The sequence below is a fragment of the Paenibacillus physcomitrellae genome, assembly GCF_002240225.1.
In the GTDB taxonomy this organism is placed as follows: Bacteria; Bacillota; Bacilli; order Paenibacillales; family Paenibacillaceae; genus Fontibacillus; species Fontibacillus physcomitrellae.
The window spans coordinates 1,104,917-1,122,481 of sequence record NZ_CP022584.1; the positions used below are offsets into that span (position 1 = coordinate 1,104,917).

General features: G+C 48.5%; 16 protein-coding genes. All 16 read right to left on the reverse strand.

The window, feature by feature from the left end:
• Positions 1–73: 73 nt before the first annotated feature.
• The 16 genes from CBE73_RS05020 to CBE73_RS05095 all read right to left on the reverse strand — a co-directional run bounded on the left by CBE73_RS05020 (position 74) and on the right by CBE73_RS05095 (position 17,544).
• Positions 74–478 (reverse strand): Rrf2 family transcriptional regulator, encoded by a 405-nt coding sequence (locus CBE73_RS05020; protein WP_068695836.1) that lies wholly within the window; start codon positions 476–478, stop codon positions 74–76.
• A 176-nt stretch (positions 479–654) separates the two neighbouring features.
• Positions 655–1,944 (reverse strand): MFS transporter, encoded by a 1,290-nt coding sequence (locus tag CBE73_RS05025; RefSeq protein ID WP_157739414.1) that lies wholly within the window; start codon positions 1,942–1,944, stop codon positions 655–657.
• 1 nt (position 1,945) lies between these two features.
• Entirely contained in the window at positions 1,946–3,253 is a 1,308-nt protein-coding gene (locus tag CBE73_RS05030; protein WP_094093282.1) for a CehA/McbA family metallohydrolase, read from the reverse strand.
• 62 nt (positions 3,254–3,315) lie between these two features.
• Positions 3,316–4,188 (reverse strand): carbohydrate ABC transporter permease, encoded by an 873-nt coding sequence (locus CBE73_RS05035; protein WP_094093283.1) that lies wholly within the window; start codon positions 4,186–4,188, stop codon positions 3,316–3,318.
• A gap of 6 nt (positions 4,189–4,194) precedes the next feature.
• On the reverse strand, positions 4,195–5,073 hold the full coding sequence (locus CBE73_RS05040) for an ABC transporter permease subunit (protein ID WP_229752490.1): 879 nt from the start codon (positions 5,071–5,073) through the stop codon (positions 4,195–4,197).
• Between the two features lie 107 nt (positions 5,074–5,180).
• A complete protein-coding gene (locus CBE73_RS05045; protein WP_229752489.1) occupies positions 5,181–6,722 on the reverse strand; it encodes an extracellular solute-binding protein in 1,542 nt (513 codons plus the stop codon).
• Positions 6,723–6,739: 17 nt separating this feature from the next.
• Positions 6,740–7,825 carry a LacI family DNA-binding transcriptional regulator gene (locus CBE73_RS05050; protein ID WP_094093284.1) on the reverse strand — a complete coding sequence of 362 codons (1,086 nt, stop codon included), beginning with the start codon at positions 7,823–7,825 and terminating at the stop codon, positions 6,740–6,742.
• Positions 7,826–8,110: 285 nt separating this feature from the next.
• The gene (locus tag CBE73_RS05055) at positions 8,111–8,710 is read right to left on the reverse strand and encodes a nitroreductase family protein (RefSeq protein WP_094093285.1); all 600 of its coding nucleotides are present in this window, start codon (positions 8,708–8,710) and stop codon (positions 8,111–8,113) included.
• A 236-nt stretch (positions 8,711–8,946) separates the two neighbouring features.
• Positions 8,947–9,663: a DnaD domain-containing protein gene (locus CBE73_RS05060; RefSeq protein ID WP_094093286.1), complete on the reverse strand. Its 717-nt coding sequence runs from the start codon at positions 9,661–9,663 to the stop codon at positions 8,947–8,949.
• A 21-nt stretch (positions 9,664–9,684) separates the two neighbouring features.
• A complete protein-coding gene (gene asnS, locus CBE73_RS05065) occupies positions 9,685–10,980 on the reverse strand; it encodes an asparagine--tRNA ligase (RefSeq protein WP_094093287.1) in 1,296 nt (431 codons plus the stop codon).
• 44 nt (positions 10,981–11,024) lie between these two features.
• Positions 11,025–12,230: an acetate/propionate family kinase gene (locus CBE73_RS05070; protein ID WP_094093288.1), complete on the reverse strand. Its 1,206-nt coding sequence runs from the start codon at positions 12,228–12,230 to the stop codon at positions 11,025–11,027.
• A complete protein-coding gene (locus CBE73_RS05075; protein WP_094093289.1) occupies positions 12,227–13,099 on the reverse strand; it encodes a 3-hydroxyacyl-CoA dehydrogenase family protein in 873 nt (290 codons plus the stop codon). The genes CBE73_RS05070 and CBE73_RS05075 overlap by 4 nt, the downstream gene beginning before the upstream one ends.
• Before the next feature lie 138 nt (positions 13,100–13,237).
• Positions 13,238–14,740, reverse strand: coding sequence for an AAA family ATPase (locus tag CBE73_RS05080; RefSeq protein WP_094093290.1), 1,503 nt, complete (start codon positions 14,738–14,740; stop codon positions 13,238–13,240).
• Complete coding sequence (locus CBE73_RS05085) at positions 14,733–15,266, reverse strand: hypothetical protein (RefSeq protein WP_094093291.1); 534 nt, start codon at positions 15,264–15,266, stop codon at positions 14,733–14,735. Before CBE73_RS05085 ends, CBE73_RS05080 begins: the two co-directional genes overlap by 8 nt.
• A 327-nt stretch (positions 15,267–15,593) precedes the next feature.
• Entirely contained in the window at positions 15,594–16,754 is a 1,161-nt protein-coding gene (locus tag CBE73_RS05090; protein WP_094093292.1) for an asparaginase, read from the reverse strand.
• Between the two features lie 304 nt (positions 16,755–17,058).
• Positions 17,059–17,544: a cell wall elongation regulator TseB-like domain-containing protein gene (locus CBE73_RS05095; RefSeq protein ID WP_094093293.1), complete on the reverse strand. Its 486-nt coding sequence runs from the start codon at positions 17,542–17,544 to the stop codon at positions 17,059–17,061.
• Positions 17,545–17,565: the final 21 nt, after the last annotated feature.

The following is a 17,565-nucleotide window of genomic DNA, read 5'->3' on the forward strand; positions in this document are numbered from 1 at the left end:
ATTCTCTTTAAAAAGCGTCCTGCATAAATTGTGCGTGAAATTGCACATTTAAATCCCTATCCGGCCCGCCGCTTTACTCTTCAAGCAAATCCGCCACCGTGTAGGTTCCGAGCGTCTTCTCTACTACTGTGTTAATATCATTCAGGATTCGGCCAAAGACGTTCTGAATCTTGCTGCCTTCCGCTGCATCCTGCAGGGTGTCGAGCATCCCCTGCCATTCGGCTTCATCATCCCGGACAGCTTCAAAGACCTCGGAAAGCGGAATTTGTTCCGGACTGCGAAACAGCTTGTAGCCTCCCATCCTTCCCTGCCTGACCTCCAGCAGCTTGCTTTCAGCCAGCTGGGCCATCACTTTCCGCAGCGCTGTCGGTTCACAACCAAGCACCTCGGCGATTTCCGAGCTGGTCATAAAGCGGTTCTCTTTCGCAAGCAATCTGAGCGCCTGCAGGCCAAAGCCAAGCCGTTTTACCTGCGCCATGCCTTTAACTCCTTTTAACTAAATTAATATGTGCAGATTATAGCACAATTAAAAAGAGCAATCAATGCCCTTAAAAAGAACAACCCCCCGGAACAAGCTGCATTCCGAAGGATCTTAGCAAAGTTAGAAAGGATTGTTAGAATAATTGTTTCATAACAAGAGTGGCCCGGGTTACATCAAGCAGACTCTTCTTCACTAGGTCCGATAGAGTAATGTCGTTTGGGCAACCGTTTCGACCGTTGTGAAGCTGCAGCAGCCTTACGAATGAAATAGAGAGGCATTAGGCCCATAACAACCATGGCCCCCAGAAACAGATTTAATTGTAGTTCTATATGAGGAGTATCAGAACGGTAAATCGCATAAAGCAGCGCTACACTGGAGATTCGTCCAACACTGAGCGCTGCCTCCCTCCATACAACCAGCTCGATTCGGATTGTTCCGTTTCGGTCAAATCGGCCGATTGCATTAAAGGCTGTAGTATTAAAAGGAGCGTCAAAAAAAGGCCGGCAGGCTGCGCTGACAACTGCGTAGAAGACAAGGCTCCAGGTCGTCAGCAGTGTGATACCTGTCATGGACAAGCTGATCAGCACAGCGCCAAATACCATAAACCTCCAGCGCAAATGCTCTTTAGCGAAACGCCCGACCACGTAAAAACCGCCAACCGACAGCAGCGTCGTCAGGAACGCATATTGCCCGGTCGAGCTTTCACTGCCTGTTGCTATATAAAGCCACAGCCAGACCGCAACGGAAAGCACCCCATCGCGAAAGGCAATGCCAACAAAAGCAAAGGTAAGCGAGCGCCACTCCTTATGCTGTAAGGTTTGCAGCAAACTGCGCCAGTCAAAGCCCCCCTCAGGCCGGTCTTTCGGCAGAAGCAGCGCGGTCAGCAGTGAAACCAGGAAACATACAAAGCTAAGCATAAATACGGTGGTATAACCGGCCATCTGCGGCATGGCTCCAACTACGATTCCCGCCACAAGCGGACCTATCATGCCGGAAACCGCCCCCGCAATTCCGTTGATTCCGTTGAACCAGTCGCGGTTCTCAGGGCTGGTCACATCCACGCTGAGCACATTCACCGACATCCAGTAGAAACCCTGCCCAATTCCATTCAGAATCCCTAAAGCTGTCAGCCATTTGGACGACTCGGTACCTAAGCCCAATACACTGATGTAAAATAGGACCTGTACCGCGCTTCCGATCCATAATGCTTTGGTGCGGCTGGCTTTTTTGCTGAGCCATCCTGCCGCTGCAAACGCCGGTAACCAGGCCAAATAAGTAATCAGATTAAAGAGCAGCGTTTGAGACATATCCTGTGTTAATTTATACCAATATACATTAATAAATATACTGGATAAGCTGGTACCGAGTGCATTGCAGGCATTCACCGCCAGCAGGAGCCTGGCTGAACGGGGAAGAGTGCGGCGGTGATGCTGATGCCCGGATTCGGCTCCTCTAACATTCACGTCAGGAAGATGCCCCTTGTCGTTCAAGATAGATCGGGTTAGTGAGGCAGCTCATAACCTCGATATTGTGCTCCGGCAGGAATCGGCGGGCTTCCAATCGGTAAAACAAACGGTCACCGGGTAAATTCAACACGATGTCCTGTTTGTGCTCCACGTTCCATTCCTGCTCCAGCCCCCGGTCCGACCACAACCCAATACGATCCTGCACAGCTCCGCGTATTTGAATTTCAAAGGTTACCTCTTCGCCTTCAGCAGCGGAAACCGTTCCCCCGATCCGGGTTTGTCCCGCTTTAAAATCCATAAACGTTTCGTTGGCGTCCATAGATATTACTACCGTGCCTCTTCGAATCCCTTCTATAATAGCTCCTGCCGTTTCCGATCCTGCCAGGACATAAGCGGTTGGTGTCCCGTGGGTGATATAAGCCTCCGTGCGATGCACGTCGCTGCCGCCGATCGCCACGATTCTTTGTCCCTGTGCCAGCTGCTCCTGCCACCATCTGATCGCCGTTTCGTTCAATTCCCGCCAAGGTCCGTTCCACACTTCGACTGCGTCATAAGGAACATCAAACCCGAATTCCCAAGGGCAGCTGTCGTCAAACGGATGGTTCAGCGAAATCAGTGCGCCTTTGTCCCGCGCTTTCTCCAGCTCGGCAGCCGCCTGCTCTCGGGTAAGCACCCGGAAGTCTTCCAGGCTGTCTGGATGACCAAACAAATTAGCATGCCCTTTATAGCTAGTCAGCTCCACACCCGGAATCAGCAGCAGCTCCTCATGCCCGGCATGGGCAAAACGATTTTGCGAAGCTGTGTTATGATCCGTTAAAGCTAAATAGTCCAGCCCTTTCCTGAGACTGAGCTCCATGGCCTGCTCAGGTGTATAACTGCCGTCGCTGTGGCGCGTATGCGCATGAAGATCGCCTTTCAACCAGCGTTCGTGTTTGAGCGTTAAAAGGATTTCTACGCTTACCCGGCAGCCCTCTTCCGGAATCCGGTAAGCGCCAAGCATAACGGCCCACTGTCCCGGTTTCAAGGGACCTGCCAGATACCCGGGAGTGGCTTTCTCCAAACCGACGAAGAAACGCTCCCTGGCCCCGCCGCTCCAGCCGATCAGGCGTTCAGGCGAACGCAGGCCGATATCCACTACGGTCTGCTCGTTTTTGGGATAACGATAGCAGACTTCTATTTTTTCCACCTGATCCGGAACCTGAAAGGTGATCTCGGGGTAACTTTTTTCCTGCTCATGTTGGATCAAAAGCTCCTGTTCAATCCTTAACGTGAAAGGAGCGGTTCGGTTGTTTTCCAGAACGGTCATCTTTATGCCTTCCTCTCCGTTTATCTGTTGACCTGTAAATGACTGATTAAGCCTTGATACGCCTATTCCTTACTTGCCCCAAGCAAAATTCCTTTCATGAAAAACCTTTGCACAAAAGGATAGATGGCAATCAGAGGCAAAATAGCGATGATGATGCCGGCCATCTTCACATTGGTCGTCACCATATAAGTGCTTGATGTTGCGCTTGTATCCACGATCATCGACTTCAGCGCGAGCTGCAGTGTATATTTCATGCTGTCATTAATAAAAACCAGCGGTTCCGTAAACATGTTCCAGCGTCTTACAAACTCAAACAGTGTAACCGTAGCCAAGCCAGCCGTGGCCAGCCTCATATAGATGGCGCCAAATACCCAAAATTCCCCGGCACCATCAATCTTCGCCGACTCGGCGATTTCATACGGAATGCTGAGAAAGAAATTCCGCATCAGAAGGATGGAGAAGCCGGACACCAGGCCCGACAAAACCAGCACGCTGAGCGTGTTGATCAAATGCAGGTCCTTATTGACGACATATAAAGGAATAAGCACCGCTTCCTGCGGGATCATCATCGTAATCAGGATAAAGGTGATCATCAGCTTTTTCCCCGGGACATAAGGGTGCACCAATACATATCCAGCCAGCGAGGACAACAGTACATGCAGCAGCGTCCCCGTTACCGTTACGGTTACGCTGTTCACAAACGGCCGCCAGATGTCCAGACTTGTCCAGATGATTTTATACCCCTCAAAGCTGAAGTCCTTGGGCAGCAAAATAATGTCGGGCTGCATGGAGGCCACCCCTGACGACAAAGATAAGGAAATTACGTTCAGGAAAGGGATGATCATGGTTAACATCAACAGCAGCAGAAAAAGCAGATTAATCGCATCAAATACCCGGCTTCCCCAGCCTGCCCGTTCAAATCGTTCTATGCCCATCAATTTCTACACCTCGTCAAATCTGGTTAGTTTTCTTACGATCAGAGTCAGAAGCAACGTAAAGATCAAAACCAGCATACTGGCTGCCGCAGCCACTCCGACATGAAAGTCAAGAATGCCCTTCTGGTATGTGTAATACATGAGCACGTCGACATCCGGAGCCGTCGAATTGTTCCGCAGGACAAACACCTGATCGAAAATGCGGAGCACGCCAAGCGTATTGAGCAGCAGAACTACTTTCATCGTGCTTTGAATCTGAGGTAAAGTGACATAACGGACCTGCTGCCATCTGGTGGCACCGTCCAGTCTGGCCGCTTCATATAAAGAGGGATTGATGGCCACAATTCCAGCCAGAAATAAAATACAGTTATACCCCATGTCCTTCCAGGTCGCTACCAGAATCATCACCACTCTTGCCCAGCCGGATTCGGCCAGATAATGCACGGGCGGGATGTCCAGGGTCCGCTGCAGCAGAAGGTTGACCAAGCCAGTGTCCGGTGAAAGCAGATAGATCCACATGCCGCCGACGACTACCCAGGATAATAAATGGGGGACGTATAAGATCATTTGCGCCGTTTTCTTAAACCACGACTTAAGCACTTCATTTAAGGATAAGGCAATGATCAGCGGAGCCAGAAAGCCGCAAACGAGCGATCCTCCGCCTATGACAAGAGTATTAGTCAACGATTTCCAAAAGTTTGGATCATGCCATACCGTCCCGTAATTATCGAAACCAATGTACGGCCGATTTCCGATCAGACGATAGTCCTGAAAGCTAATTTGCAGCCCCCTGGCCAGCGGATAATAGCCGTAGACCAGAAAGTAGCAAATGACAGGGACCATCATCAAATAAAGCGCTCCGTATTTACACCAAGTTTTCAGCATGAACTCTCACATCCTTTGTTCGGCAGGTTTGATAGATATGCAGAAAACGGGCTTTGGCCGTGAAGCTGTTTGAGCCCTCACAGCCCGCCCCCCTTCTGCGATCTGCCCTACTCGTCGATCAGATTAGCTGCTTTAAGCTCTTTCTGCATCTGTTTCACAGCATCAGCAGCCGGCATGCTTCCGGACATCGCCTTCAGAGCATAATTGGTCACGATCTTCTCAGCATCGCTCCATTCCGGAAGAGACAATTCGAGGGTCGCATACTGTTTGACCAGATCCTGCGCTGCTTGGACACCCGGCAGTTTGTCGAACGGGGCTTTGACGTTTTCGTTGTACCAGAACGGAACTCCATGATCCATACCATGTTCTTTTCCCGTTTCAGTCAGCGTATAAGTTCCATTGTCTTTCGTGTAGTCTTCACCTTCGATGCCCAGGCTGCCCAGGATGATGCCCGGCTCCGAATGCCAGAATTCCAGGAATTTCTCGGCGGCTTCCACATGTTCCGCATTAGCCGGAACCATCCAGTAGTCCGGATCTCCGCGTCTCAGTATGATTTTGCCGTCCGGTCCTTCCGCTCCGGCAACGGCTTCAGCCTGAAAGGACGTATTCGGATCTTCTTCTTGGCGCGTATTGTTCAGCATGCCAACCCAGGCGTCCCAATAAGTGATCATGCCGACACGGTCGGTCAGGAACAGGTTGCGCATTTTTGCGGTATCATTGGTGACGAAGTTAGGGTCCAGAATGCCTTCCTTCGTAAGTTTGGCGAACCATTCATACATCGGGATCGCCGCATCCGAAGCGTAAGGGATGGTCCGTTTGCCGTCTTTCATAACATAGCGGTATTTCAAGCCCGCAGCAGACATAAAACCTTGAATATCATAGAGTCCTGAAGTGGACAGACCGTAGGTGTCTTTTTTGCCGTTGCCGTCCGGATCTTGTTCCGTGAAAGCTTTTAGCACGTTATAATAGTCATCCAGCGTTTTAGGCTCCTGCAGGTGCAGCTTGTCCAACCAGTCCTTGCGCACAATCGGCATCGTGCCGCCCTGGAATTTGCTGAATACGGCATAAATATGGCCGTCTTTGCCCTTCAACTGATCCCATTCCTCGGTCGGTACGACAGTAGGATCGGAAAGTTCCTTTGAACCTTGAACAAAATCCGTCAAGTCCATAGTAACGCCTTGGTCGATAAACGTATTCAGCTTACCAAGGTCACTGCCTTCGATCAGGTCATATTTCTCACCCGAACCAAGCGCGGTCAGCACCTTCTGGTCATAATCGCTTGCTGGTTTCTCAATCGTGACTTCAATGCCGGTCAGCCGTGTGATTTCCTCTTCAAATTTCTTCATTTCCTCAGGCGTCTTCCCGCCAACGTTGCTGGACAGAATACGCAGCTTCATGTCTGCAGCTGGGGCGGAAGAGGTTTCCCCGGCTGAAGCTGAGCCATCAGCACTTGAAGCATTGGCGCCGGAACCATTGGAAGCGTTGGAAGATGAAGTGCCGCAAGCAGACAGCAGCATGGAACCCAAAGTAAGCAGTGAGACAAGCAAAGTGATTCTGGACCGTGTTTTCTGTTTCTTCCAAGCAGGTGCCGGGCTTTCTGCAAGATGGGATAATCGGGATGAAGTTTTAATAGGACTGTTAAAGTTCACGTGTAGATCCTCCTCATTTAAGCCTTTATTTTTTTGGGGGGTTGTGTCTGGTCCACTGAGTCAGGCTTGGATTCCCGGCGGTCGCAGGAACCGCGGACCACAAGATCCGAAGGAATAATGGTCCGTTTAGCAAGCTTGTCCTCAGCATCTGACTGCTCCAACTGCTCCAGAAGAAGCTGGATCGCTTCAGTACCGAGCTTGTCCGCATGTAGATCGACCCCTGTTAAAGGGGGATTAAATTCCTGGGCCAGCGTTCCGCCGTAACCAAAGCAAAGCACCGACAGTTGATCGGGAATACGCAAGTTCAGTTCAGCAGCCGCTTTGTAAACGCCAAGGGCCATCGATTCGGTATCCGTTAATACCGCCGTTATTTCCGGATTCTCCTTAAGACGTGACAACGCTGTTTCATAGCTGTAGGTTAAGGAGGTCATGGCTTGCAAGTTGTTCTGGTGGACAATCATTCCTTCAGCAGGCTTTTTGCCCTGTTGGGAGAAGGCCTGCATATAACCAGCCGTTCTGTCCGCGGTCACCGTACGATTCTCAGGCCCATTGATGAACAGAATCTGTTCGTGCCCAAGCGAAATCAAATATTGAGTGACTTTAGCCGCAGTTCCAATGTTATCGTTGTTCACGTATGACACCCGGGTCTCATCTTCGCCCGAGGGCCGACCAATCACTACGATCGGGACATTGCGCTGCAAGCAGTCTTCAACCCGGCTGTCTCCGATGACAGCGTCCAAAATAATTTCTCCGTCTACCGGATCGGATGCCAAATGCTCGACTTGATTCAAATAATTAGGAGACAGCGTGTTAAGCAGCAGCCGGTACCCGCGTTCGTAACAGACGGGCAGGACCCCATTGAGCAGCGAATATTGAAAGTGGCTCATCTTGAGCTTTTCTCCGCGCATATTCAGACCGATAATCCGGGTCTTCTTGTTGACCAGGCTCCGGGCCCAATAATTCGGCCTGTAATTCAGCTCTTTCGCCACCTGCATCACATGCTCTGTTACTTCCTTGCTGATCGGACGTTTCTTGCTGAATACATTCGAAACCGTCCCTTTCGAAACTCCGGCCGCTTTGGCCACATCCTCTATCGTTGCCACTGCTTTTCTTCCTTTCAGTTGTACTAGTACGAATTCAATATTAAACCGGTTTTGTAAGACTCGTTTTTCCGGTGCCGTCTTTTTATGTAAAAATCCATATTTATAATTAATTCAGTGTTAAAAATACGTATAATTTTGCTAAAAAAAGCAAAAACAAGCGCATTTATTCATTAAACCGGTTTACTAAAGTTTGGAAGAAAGCTATCTAGTTCTACGCAAAAAAAAAAAAAGAAGACCCAAACAAATTTGGGTCTCCTACGAACTCTCAATGTTAAGCTGTCTTGATTATTTAAACACTTTCACGCGGTCTTCAACCGGCTGGAATTGCTTCTCGCTTGGCTGCATGGTAGGTTTGCCGAAAGGCATTTGAGCCACCAGCTTCCAATGGGACGGAATGTTCCATGCGGATTGAATTTCTTGGTCGATCAGCGGGTTATAGTGCTGCAGCGATGCGCCCAGACCGGCTTCTTCCAGAGCCGACCAAACTACCAGCTGAAGCATACCATTGGATTGGTTAGCCCAAATAGGGAAGTTGTCAGCATAAGCTGCAAACTGCTCCTGCAGTCCTTTGATCACCTGCTCATCTTCAAAGAACAAAACGGTACCATAACCGTTGTAGAACGAAGCCATCTTTTCGGAGGTTGCCGCAAAGGCCTCTTCGCTTTTCGTAATCTTCCGCAGCTCTTCTTTGGTAATATCCCACAGCTTATGATGATGCTCGCCGAGCAATACTACTGCGCGAGAAGTTTGGGAATTAAAAGAAGTAGGCGTATGTTTAACAGCCTCTTGAACAATGTCTACAATTTGATCATCGCTGATCGTAGATTCATTGCTGATACCGTAATAGGAACGTCTTGTTTTCAAAGCTTCTAAAATTTTGCTCATCTTCTTTAATTTCCTCCTTGGTTGGTTTCTTGAACAGGAATAGCAAAATAACCGTTAATTACTTTTCGTAATTAAATATATTATAGTTAAGACCTCCAAGTCAACTCTAATTTTTTCGAGTCATCCTTTATTACCCTCTTTTTCAACCCTGCCGCAATAATAATTAATCAGGCTAGAAAAGAGGTTGTCTCAAAAGATCACCTAAATGACCTTTCAAAACAACCTCTTATTATCGATTATCCTTTATTTGCGTTTCCCGCACCTCTAAAACGCTGCGTATAAGCTCTTGCATCTTCGGCGTTTCGCACCCGGTTTCTGCTCCATTCCAGCAAAATCCGGTCGATGTAGCGGAAATGGATTTTTCCGGCGAACACGGCTTCCTTTAAAGCCAAGCGGATCAGCTCTTCCGGATAACCGTCCTGATCAATCCAGCCTGAAATGGTTTCGCATTCCATCGGAGACAGAGGACGGGCAAATTCCTGTTCAAAAGTGATGAACAAATTCCGCTCGGCAGAATCCGTTTCGGCCGGCTGCTCATCCAGCTGCTCCCGATTAAGCCGAAGCTCTTGCCGTTCTGCAGCGAAATGCTCCGCCAGACATAAACTTAATTTCTTGTACATGCCGTTCAGATGATAATGTTCGGACTGTACGCCGGTCTGCTCATCCGTCACCTGGTCAACCGCCAACCAGCCGTCCTTGATCAGTTTACGGATAGCGGAAGCGACCGCTCCAGGTGAAGTGCTCATCACCTGCTCAACTTCAGTAAGCGGCGGAAATTCGCTTCCGCGGCTTTGCCGGAAATGAAGCAGGTGGATCAGCAGCATAGCCTCCATATCGCTGAGCTTTAAACGGCGATAATAGGCAAGCAATGCGGCGGGCACGTTTACGGTTCCATTTTCCATCCCGTAAGCGATGCCGTTTGCCCACACCTTCCAGCCTTCATTCATGGCCATCTAGCTCACCTCTAGCCTGATTTATGGATATAGACGATACAATGTGCGAGGGAACGGAATCGTTTCTCTGACATGGTCCAAACCGCAAATCCAGGCTACAGTTCTTTCCAGACCCAATCCAAAACCGGAGTGAGGAACCGTACCGTATTTCCGCAGATCCAGGTACCATTGATAAGCTTCCGGAGAAAGCTCATGTTCTTTGAAACGTTCTTCCATCAGCTCAGGATCGTCAATCCGCTGGGAACCGCCGATAATTTCGCCGTATCCCTCTGGCGCGATCATGTCTGCACACATTACAACTTCCGGACGATTAGGATCCGGTTTCATGTAGAAAGCTTTAATGCTTGCCGGGTAATGGGTAATGAACACCGGTTTGTCATAAGCCTCAGCGATCGCCGTTTCATGCGGTGCACCAAAATCTTCGCCCCAAGGAATATCAAATCCTTCTTTATTCAGGAACTCGATAGCTGCATCATAAGTAATCCGCGGGAATGGTGCCTGAATGTTCTCCAGCTTGGAAATGTCACGTTCGAGCGTTTCCAGCTCAGGACGGCAGTTCTTCAGCACAGATTGCACTACATGAGAAATGAAGTTCTCCTGTACGCGCAGGCTCTCTTCATGATCCGTGAACGCCATTTCCGGCTCGATCATCCAGAACTCGATCAAGTGGCGGCGCGTTTTGGACTTCTCGGCACGGAAGGTTGGACCAAAGGAATAAACCTTGCCCAGAGCCATCGCAGCGGCTTCCATATACAGCTGTCCGCTTTGAGTCAGGTAGGCGTCTTCTTCAAAATATTTGGTGTGGAACAGGTTGGTTGTTCCTTCAGCCGAAGTCGGCGTCAAGATTGGAGGATCCACCAAGGTGAAATTGTTGGTATCGAAGAACTCCTGTACGGCGCGGATGATTTCGGCGCGAATGACCAAAACAGCACGCTGCTTGGTGGAACGCAGCCACAAATGGCGGTGGTCCATCAGGAAATCAACCCCGTGCTCTTTCGGAGTAATCGGATAGTTTTCAGTCAGCTGGATCAGTTCAAGACCCGTAACTGTCATTTCATAACCGGATTTGCTTCTTGGCTCCTCACGGATAACGCCTGTTACATATACAGAGCTTTCCTGGGTCAAGCTTTTCGCAAGATCCCAAACTTCTTCTGATACTTCATTCTTCACGACAACGCCTTGGATATATCCTGTGCCGTCACGAAGCTGCAAAAATTGAATTTTACCGCTGGAACGTTTGTTATTAATCCAGCTGCCGATAACGACGGTCTCCCCGACGTGGTCTTTCACCTGTCGGATTACGGTTTTGATCGCCATTCTACTCTCTCCTCTTACGTAGCCATAATTGGTGTGATGTGAACTTATTTCGATTCTTCAACGATACGCAGTGTATCCCGTGCAATAACCAGTTCTTCATTCGTTGGGATTACCAGCACTTCTACCTTGGAATTCGGGGAAGAAATACGGCGCGGTTCGCCAGAACGGATTTTGTTCAATTCCGGATCAATTTCAACGCCCAGGTAAGTCAGATTCTCACAAACCTTCTCACGTACAACTGCCGAATTCTCGCCCACGCCTGCGGTAAAGACGATAACGTCTACGCCGTTCAAGGCAGCCGCATAGGAGCCGATATATTTACGAAGACGATATTCGTACATTTCAAAGGCAAGCGTTGCGTTCGGTTCGCCAGCTTCCAGGCCGTCCGTAATATCGCGCATGTCGCTGCTGCTGCCGGAAATAGCGAGCAATCCGCTGTGTTTGTTCAGCATGGAATTCACTTCGCTGATTGTCAGCTCTTCTTTGTTCATGACAAAAGTGACGACAGCCGGGTCCAAATCGCCGCTGCGGGTACCCATCATGAGACCTTCAAGCGGGGTAAGTCCCATGGAAGTATCGAAGGATTTGCCGTCTTTGATCGCCGTCAAGCTGCCGCCGTTGCCGATGTGGCACGTAATCATCTTCAAATCTTCCAGCGGTCGATTCAAATATTCAGCAGCCACTCTGCTTACATAATAGTGGGAGGTGCCGTGCATGCCGTAGCGACGGACATGATGTTTCTTGTAGAGCACTTTTGGAATCGGGTACAAGAATACTTTTTCATCCATCGTCTGGTGGAAAGCCGTGTCAAACACAACTACCTGAGGGACGTTTGGCATATTCTTCTCTGCAGCCGTAATCCCGGAGATTGCCGGCGGATTATGGAGCGGAGCAAGGTCGAACAAACGGCGGATTTCCGCTTTAGCTTCAGGGGTAACCAGAGCGGAGCTTTTAAATGCCTCACCGCCATGTACGACGCGATGGCCGACAGCCTGGATCTCATCAACAGAGTTAAGGACGCCATGCTCTTTGTCTACCAGCTTGTCAAGAACTTTACGGATCGCCGTAGTATGCTCCAGAATTTCGCTGACTTCCGTTACTTCCTCTTTACCGGTAGGTTTATGAGTCAGGATGGAGGAGTCCATGCCGATTCTCTCCACAAGCCCTTTGGCCAATACCGATTCGTCGTTCATGTCATAAAGCTGATATTTCAGGGAAGAGCTTCCCGCATTAATTACGAGTACCTTCACAGCCGGTCACCATCCTTGTCGTATTTGAAAAATCCTTCGCCGGTCTTAACGCCCAGATTGCCTGCGCGAACCATTTTCTTCAATACAAAGGAAGGACGGTATTTCAATTCGCCGAAATCGCGGAACATCCGCTCAAGCGCGGCAAGCACCGAGTCTAGTCCGAAACGGTCTGCCATTTCAAGCGGTCCGTATTGGAACTGATAACCTACACGCATCGCATCGTCGATATCCTCAGCAGAGGCAACGCCTTCCCCAAGCACATGCAAAGCTTCGTTAATCATGAGGCAGACAATGCGGGAGGTAACGAAACCAGGGGATTCATTTACCATAATGCCGCGCTTATCTACAACCTCTTCAACAAATGCTTTGGTTTCCTCAAAGGTTTGATCAGACGTTTTAAGACCACGGATAATTTCCACCAGATCGATTTTGGATACAGGATAAATAAAGTGCAAACCGATAACACGTTCCGGATACTTGGTGGAACCCGCAATCTCAGTCAAGCTCAGGGTTGAAGTGTTGCTCGCAAGTATAATGTTGCTTGGACAAACCTGGTCAAGCTTCTGAAAAACCTTCTTCTTGGCTTCCAGATCCTCGGAGATCGTTTCAATCACCATGTCTGCTTGTCCGAGATCGGCCAGGTGAGTCACTTTATGAATTTTCGACAAAATGAGCTTTTTTTCAGCTTTGGTAATCGCCCACTTCTCGAGTTGTTTATCCAGGCTGGTTTCAATCATATCGTACGCATAATTCAGCTTTGCTTCATTCTCCTCGACAAGAAGGACATCCAGCCCTTTGCCGGCAAGCATTTCACTTATGCCTTGGCCCATCGTGCCGCCGCCGATGACTCCTATTTTCTTAAAATTCATGATTCTCTTACTCCATCCTTTCGTCTTATCCTTCTACATATTATACCCCTGATGTCGAAGAATACATCTTTCTACACCCAACATCTAATAATATCTTAGCACGAGCAAAAAGTAAAAAAAAATAACCGGCATGTAAAATCATGCCGGTTGGAGTGCATTGTCACGAAATAGACATCTGAATTCGTCTCCGGACATCCGTTCTTCCTTAAATAGAATGTCCAGCGATCTGTCGAAAATAGCCGAATGTTCTTCAAGCAGCTGTTTAGTATGGGCTGCCAGGGCATCCAGAATCGTTTGGTTTTCTTTCATTAACACTTCTTTAGTGACCATATCCATATTCACAATACCGATAGACGTCAATCCGGAGGTCATCATAGTTTGAACGAGATTCAGCGCCTGCTCAAAATCGTTTCTAGAGCCCGTACTGCGGCCTCCGTAATAGATTTCCTCGGCTGCTGCTCCGGCAAGAGCCACCATGATCTGCCCTTCCAGATAACTTTTGGTGTACAGATACTTCTCTTCCTGCGGATTGTGGCGCACATAACCGAGTGCCTGTCCGCGTGGACTTAACACGACCTGGTTAACGCTGCCCGGCGATACGACTTCTGCAAGGATAGCATGACCAAGCTCGTGAATCGCTACCCGGCGTTTCTCTTCCTGCGTGGACTCTCTATCTGTCTTCTCGCCCAGCATGACTTTATCTACAGCCATAGACAAATGCTGTTGTTTGATTTGCGGTTCACTCGCGCGCATCGCATAAATCGCAGCTTCATTCATGACGCTTTCCAATTGGGCGCCCGAGAACCCATAAGATTCCTCGGCAACCCCTTCCAGGCTTACCGATTCATGAAGCGGTTTATTCTTGGCGTGGATGTCCAGAATCATCATCCGGCCTTTCTTATCGGGCAGATCCACTTGAATATGCCGGTCGAAACGTCCGGGACGCAGCAGTGCGCTGTCAAGCATTTCCTTACGGTTTGTAGCAGCAATAATCAGAATACGCGGCGACTCGGACGTGTAAATCCCATCCATTTCCGTAAGCAGCTGGTTGAGCGTCTGATCATATTCCCGCTGCTGCCCGCCTTCGCGTTTGCCGCCGATTACATCGATTTCATCGATAAAAATAATCGCGTTTTGTTTATTCTCTTTAGCCGCCCGGTTGCGGGCCTCTTTAAACAAATCCCGAATCCGGCTTGCGCCTACCCCGACATACATCTCCACAAATTCACTACCTGAGGCAGCAACAAATACGGAATTGGTATAATGGGCGGCAGCTTTAGCCATAAGCGTCTTACCGGTTCCCGGGGGGCCCGTCAGCAGAATCCCTTTGATCGGACGGATGCCGAACTTTTGAATTTCATCATAACGAACCATAAAATCAAGCGCCTCGCGCAGCTCCTGCTTCGCGCTGTCCTGCCCGCCGATTTCTTCAAAGGTCAGCTTGGCCGGACCGGCCTTCTTTCTTTTCCGTTCCTGAGAAGCACCAACGGCCAGTCCTCCCCGCATCACCGTCATTGCATAAAATGCCCCGAGCATAACAACGGCTACGATAATGGGCACAATATTAACTCCGATATAACCGAGAAAAATAAGCAGCACCGGAACAAACCCGATCAAAATCTCTTTGCTCCATCTAGGCATTGTTCCACACTCCTATCTCTTCGGATTTGCGCGGCAATATAATAAACTTGCTGGCTTGTCCATCAGTCAGCGATATATAAACATTTGTATCGTCCATTTCAGCAGTTGCCTTCAGTCCAGGCTGCTTGGCTTTAAGCTTGTCCAGAGCACTCGTAATTTCAGTATATTTCTTGTTCTCCATAGCTTCCGCAATCGGGAACAAGGCTTCCGACCACCATTTGTTCAAGGCAGCGCTCGAATGATCCTCGACTTCCAATTTAAGTTCTTTGCCGTTAATAAGGGAACCGCCCTTATCCTTGATATGCTGAACCAAATCTCTTAAATCCGTTTGAGGCTTAAGGTCAAGTTTCAAAGTGACCGTATTATGGTTAATATCCAATTGGGCGCTGTTAACGCCATTATATTGGGTTACCATTTTCTGAAGCGGAGTCTGAAGGGCTATCTGACGGTAGCCATACCATCCGCCAAACAACAGGAGGGCCGAAACAGCTACAGTAGCAACAATCGGGAAAACACGTAGTTTCAAATAAAATCCTCCTCTGCTCATTCTAAAATTTTATACATATAACCTATCAAATACGCAATCATTTGACGCGTATTAATTCGCATACCTCAAATACAGACTCTAGTATATCACATAATCTATATCATTTTATGATTAAATTTTGAATTTCACTAAATTTTCAAGGATATTCATGTATAAAAAGATAGAGCTGCCATTATTATCATCGAAAGCTATTTATTCGGCTGCTCCTTTCTTTTTACGCGTGGGCAGCGGCTACAATCGAAAAGAAACGGCCTTGGTCTCCATGAATGGAGGACCAAGGCCGTTTCATGTTTTAGGTTCTACTCCTTATTTAGACGGCAACTCAATCTGACCATATCCGATAGTCGTGAACCAATTTTTTACCGTATCAAAGTCCTTGGAGTAAGACAGGCAGAGCAGCAGCAGAATCCTTGCATGAGCCGCGTTTAAATTATCCCCGGCGATAACGCCGTCCCCGTTTGAATAATTGCTGCCCGATCCGGTGCGAGTTGTCATAACGAAGATAACGCCCTTTTTGATTGCCTCGGCACGTTCTTCACTCATGGCTTTGGAAATGCCGCCAGCTCCAGTGCCTGCAGTTACAATGCCTTTGGCGCCGGCAGCCACAAACCCGCTGATGGCCCCTGGGCCCGCATCCTGATACGAATAAGCAATTTCCACTTTAGCGATATCCTTTTTTGAAATTTTGTTTAAATTAAACGGAGTCGCCCAATCGCTGGCCGGTTTAAGCGCCCGGAAGGGAGCTCGGTACACCCGAATATTCTTCTCATCTATATAACCAAGCGCTCCGATTTCCGGAGTTACGAAAGTATCAGTCCGGTAGGAATTTGTTTTGGTTACTTCACGGGCGGCATGGAATTCGTCATTCAGCATTACAACTGTCCCAAAATACTTTGTTTTGCCGCTGGCAGCCAGCTTGATTGCGTTATAAAGATTAGCCGGAGCATCAGTGCCTATAACTGTCCAAGGTCTCATGGAACCAGTGACAACTACCGGTTTGGGACTTTGGACGGTCAGATCCAGGAAATAAGCAATTTCTTCCATCGTATCCGTTCCACTGGTCACCACAACGCCATCTTGAGTTTTAAGCGCCTCATCGACTTTCAGGGACAAATCATACAGCTGTTCCATGGAATAAGCACTGGAACCGGAGTTACCGAATTGATAGGTACTGACCTCGGCAATCTGGTCTTTGTTCGGCAGGGACTTCACCAAGTCTTCAATAGGCAGCGAACCTGCTCTGTATGTATCGAAGCTTGTTTCATCCGTCGATTTACCGGCCATCGTTCCTCCTGTCGCGATAACTTCTACTTTGGGCAGTTTCTTAACTACACCAATTGCAGAAGTAGTGGCAGTCGAGTCAGCGGCCGCAGAAACAGGTGATAAATACAAGTGGGGCAGAAAAAATGACACAGCTAAACCCGTCGCGAGCAGTACCTTTAGAGCTTTTACCTTTCCCCTCTTCATCAAATCATCCTCCACCCAATAAATTTTGTTAACTATATGTTATGTTATATAACATATAGCCCGTTAACTTGTGAGGATTATATTCCAGCGTTACATAATATGACAATTGCGATAAACCAGCAGGAAAGCGCTTAATTCTTTCCTTTTTTCGCTTTATTGCGGTAACACAAGAAAATATCTTGATTTTCACTCGTCATAAAAAAACCGGCAAACTCCCTCCGCCCGATGGGCACTTGAAAGGAGTTTGCCGGAAATCAAATCAATACGACCTGTTGAATTCTCCAAATTGTCAGAATAACGTTGATTAGCGGTTCGGCAGTGTAAATTCTTCAGTCAAAGCTTCACCGTTTGTAAAACTAAAGAACCGGTAGTAATAATGATCTTGTTCTTTATAGTAAAGCTGCCAAACGTATTGACCGTTATATATACCCGGGACAAGCCGTTTGATCTCCGCATCGGGCATCAGCGCTTTGATTTTGGACTTGATCGCTTTTTTGGTGGAGGCGCTGGTTACCTGCTCCGTATGTGGCGGCTGGCCATCCTGCAGCCAGACCATAATATGTTCTCCGGAGGCATCATTACCTTCGACTACCCAGCATACATCGTCCCATACCGACTTGGTGACGCCAATCGTTTTGACGAGACCTGCCTCCTGCTTGGCCCGCAGGATAGCCGCATCTTCTTGTGTCCATGTATCCTGCATGACATACACATAATATCGGTATAGACCAAAGAGAACCGCCGCAGCCACCAGAATTGAAATCAGAATCCATTTTGTTTTTGTTCTCAAACCCCTTCTACACTCCTCTCC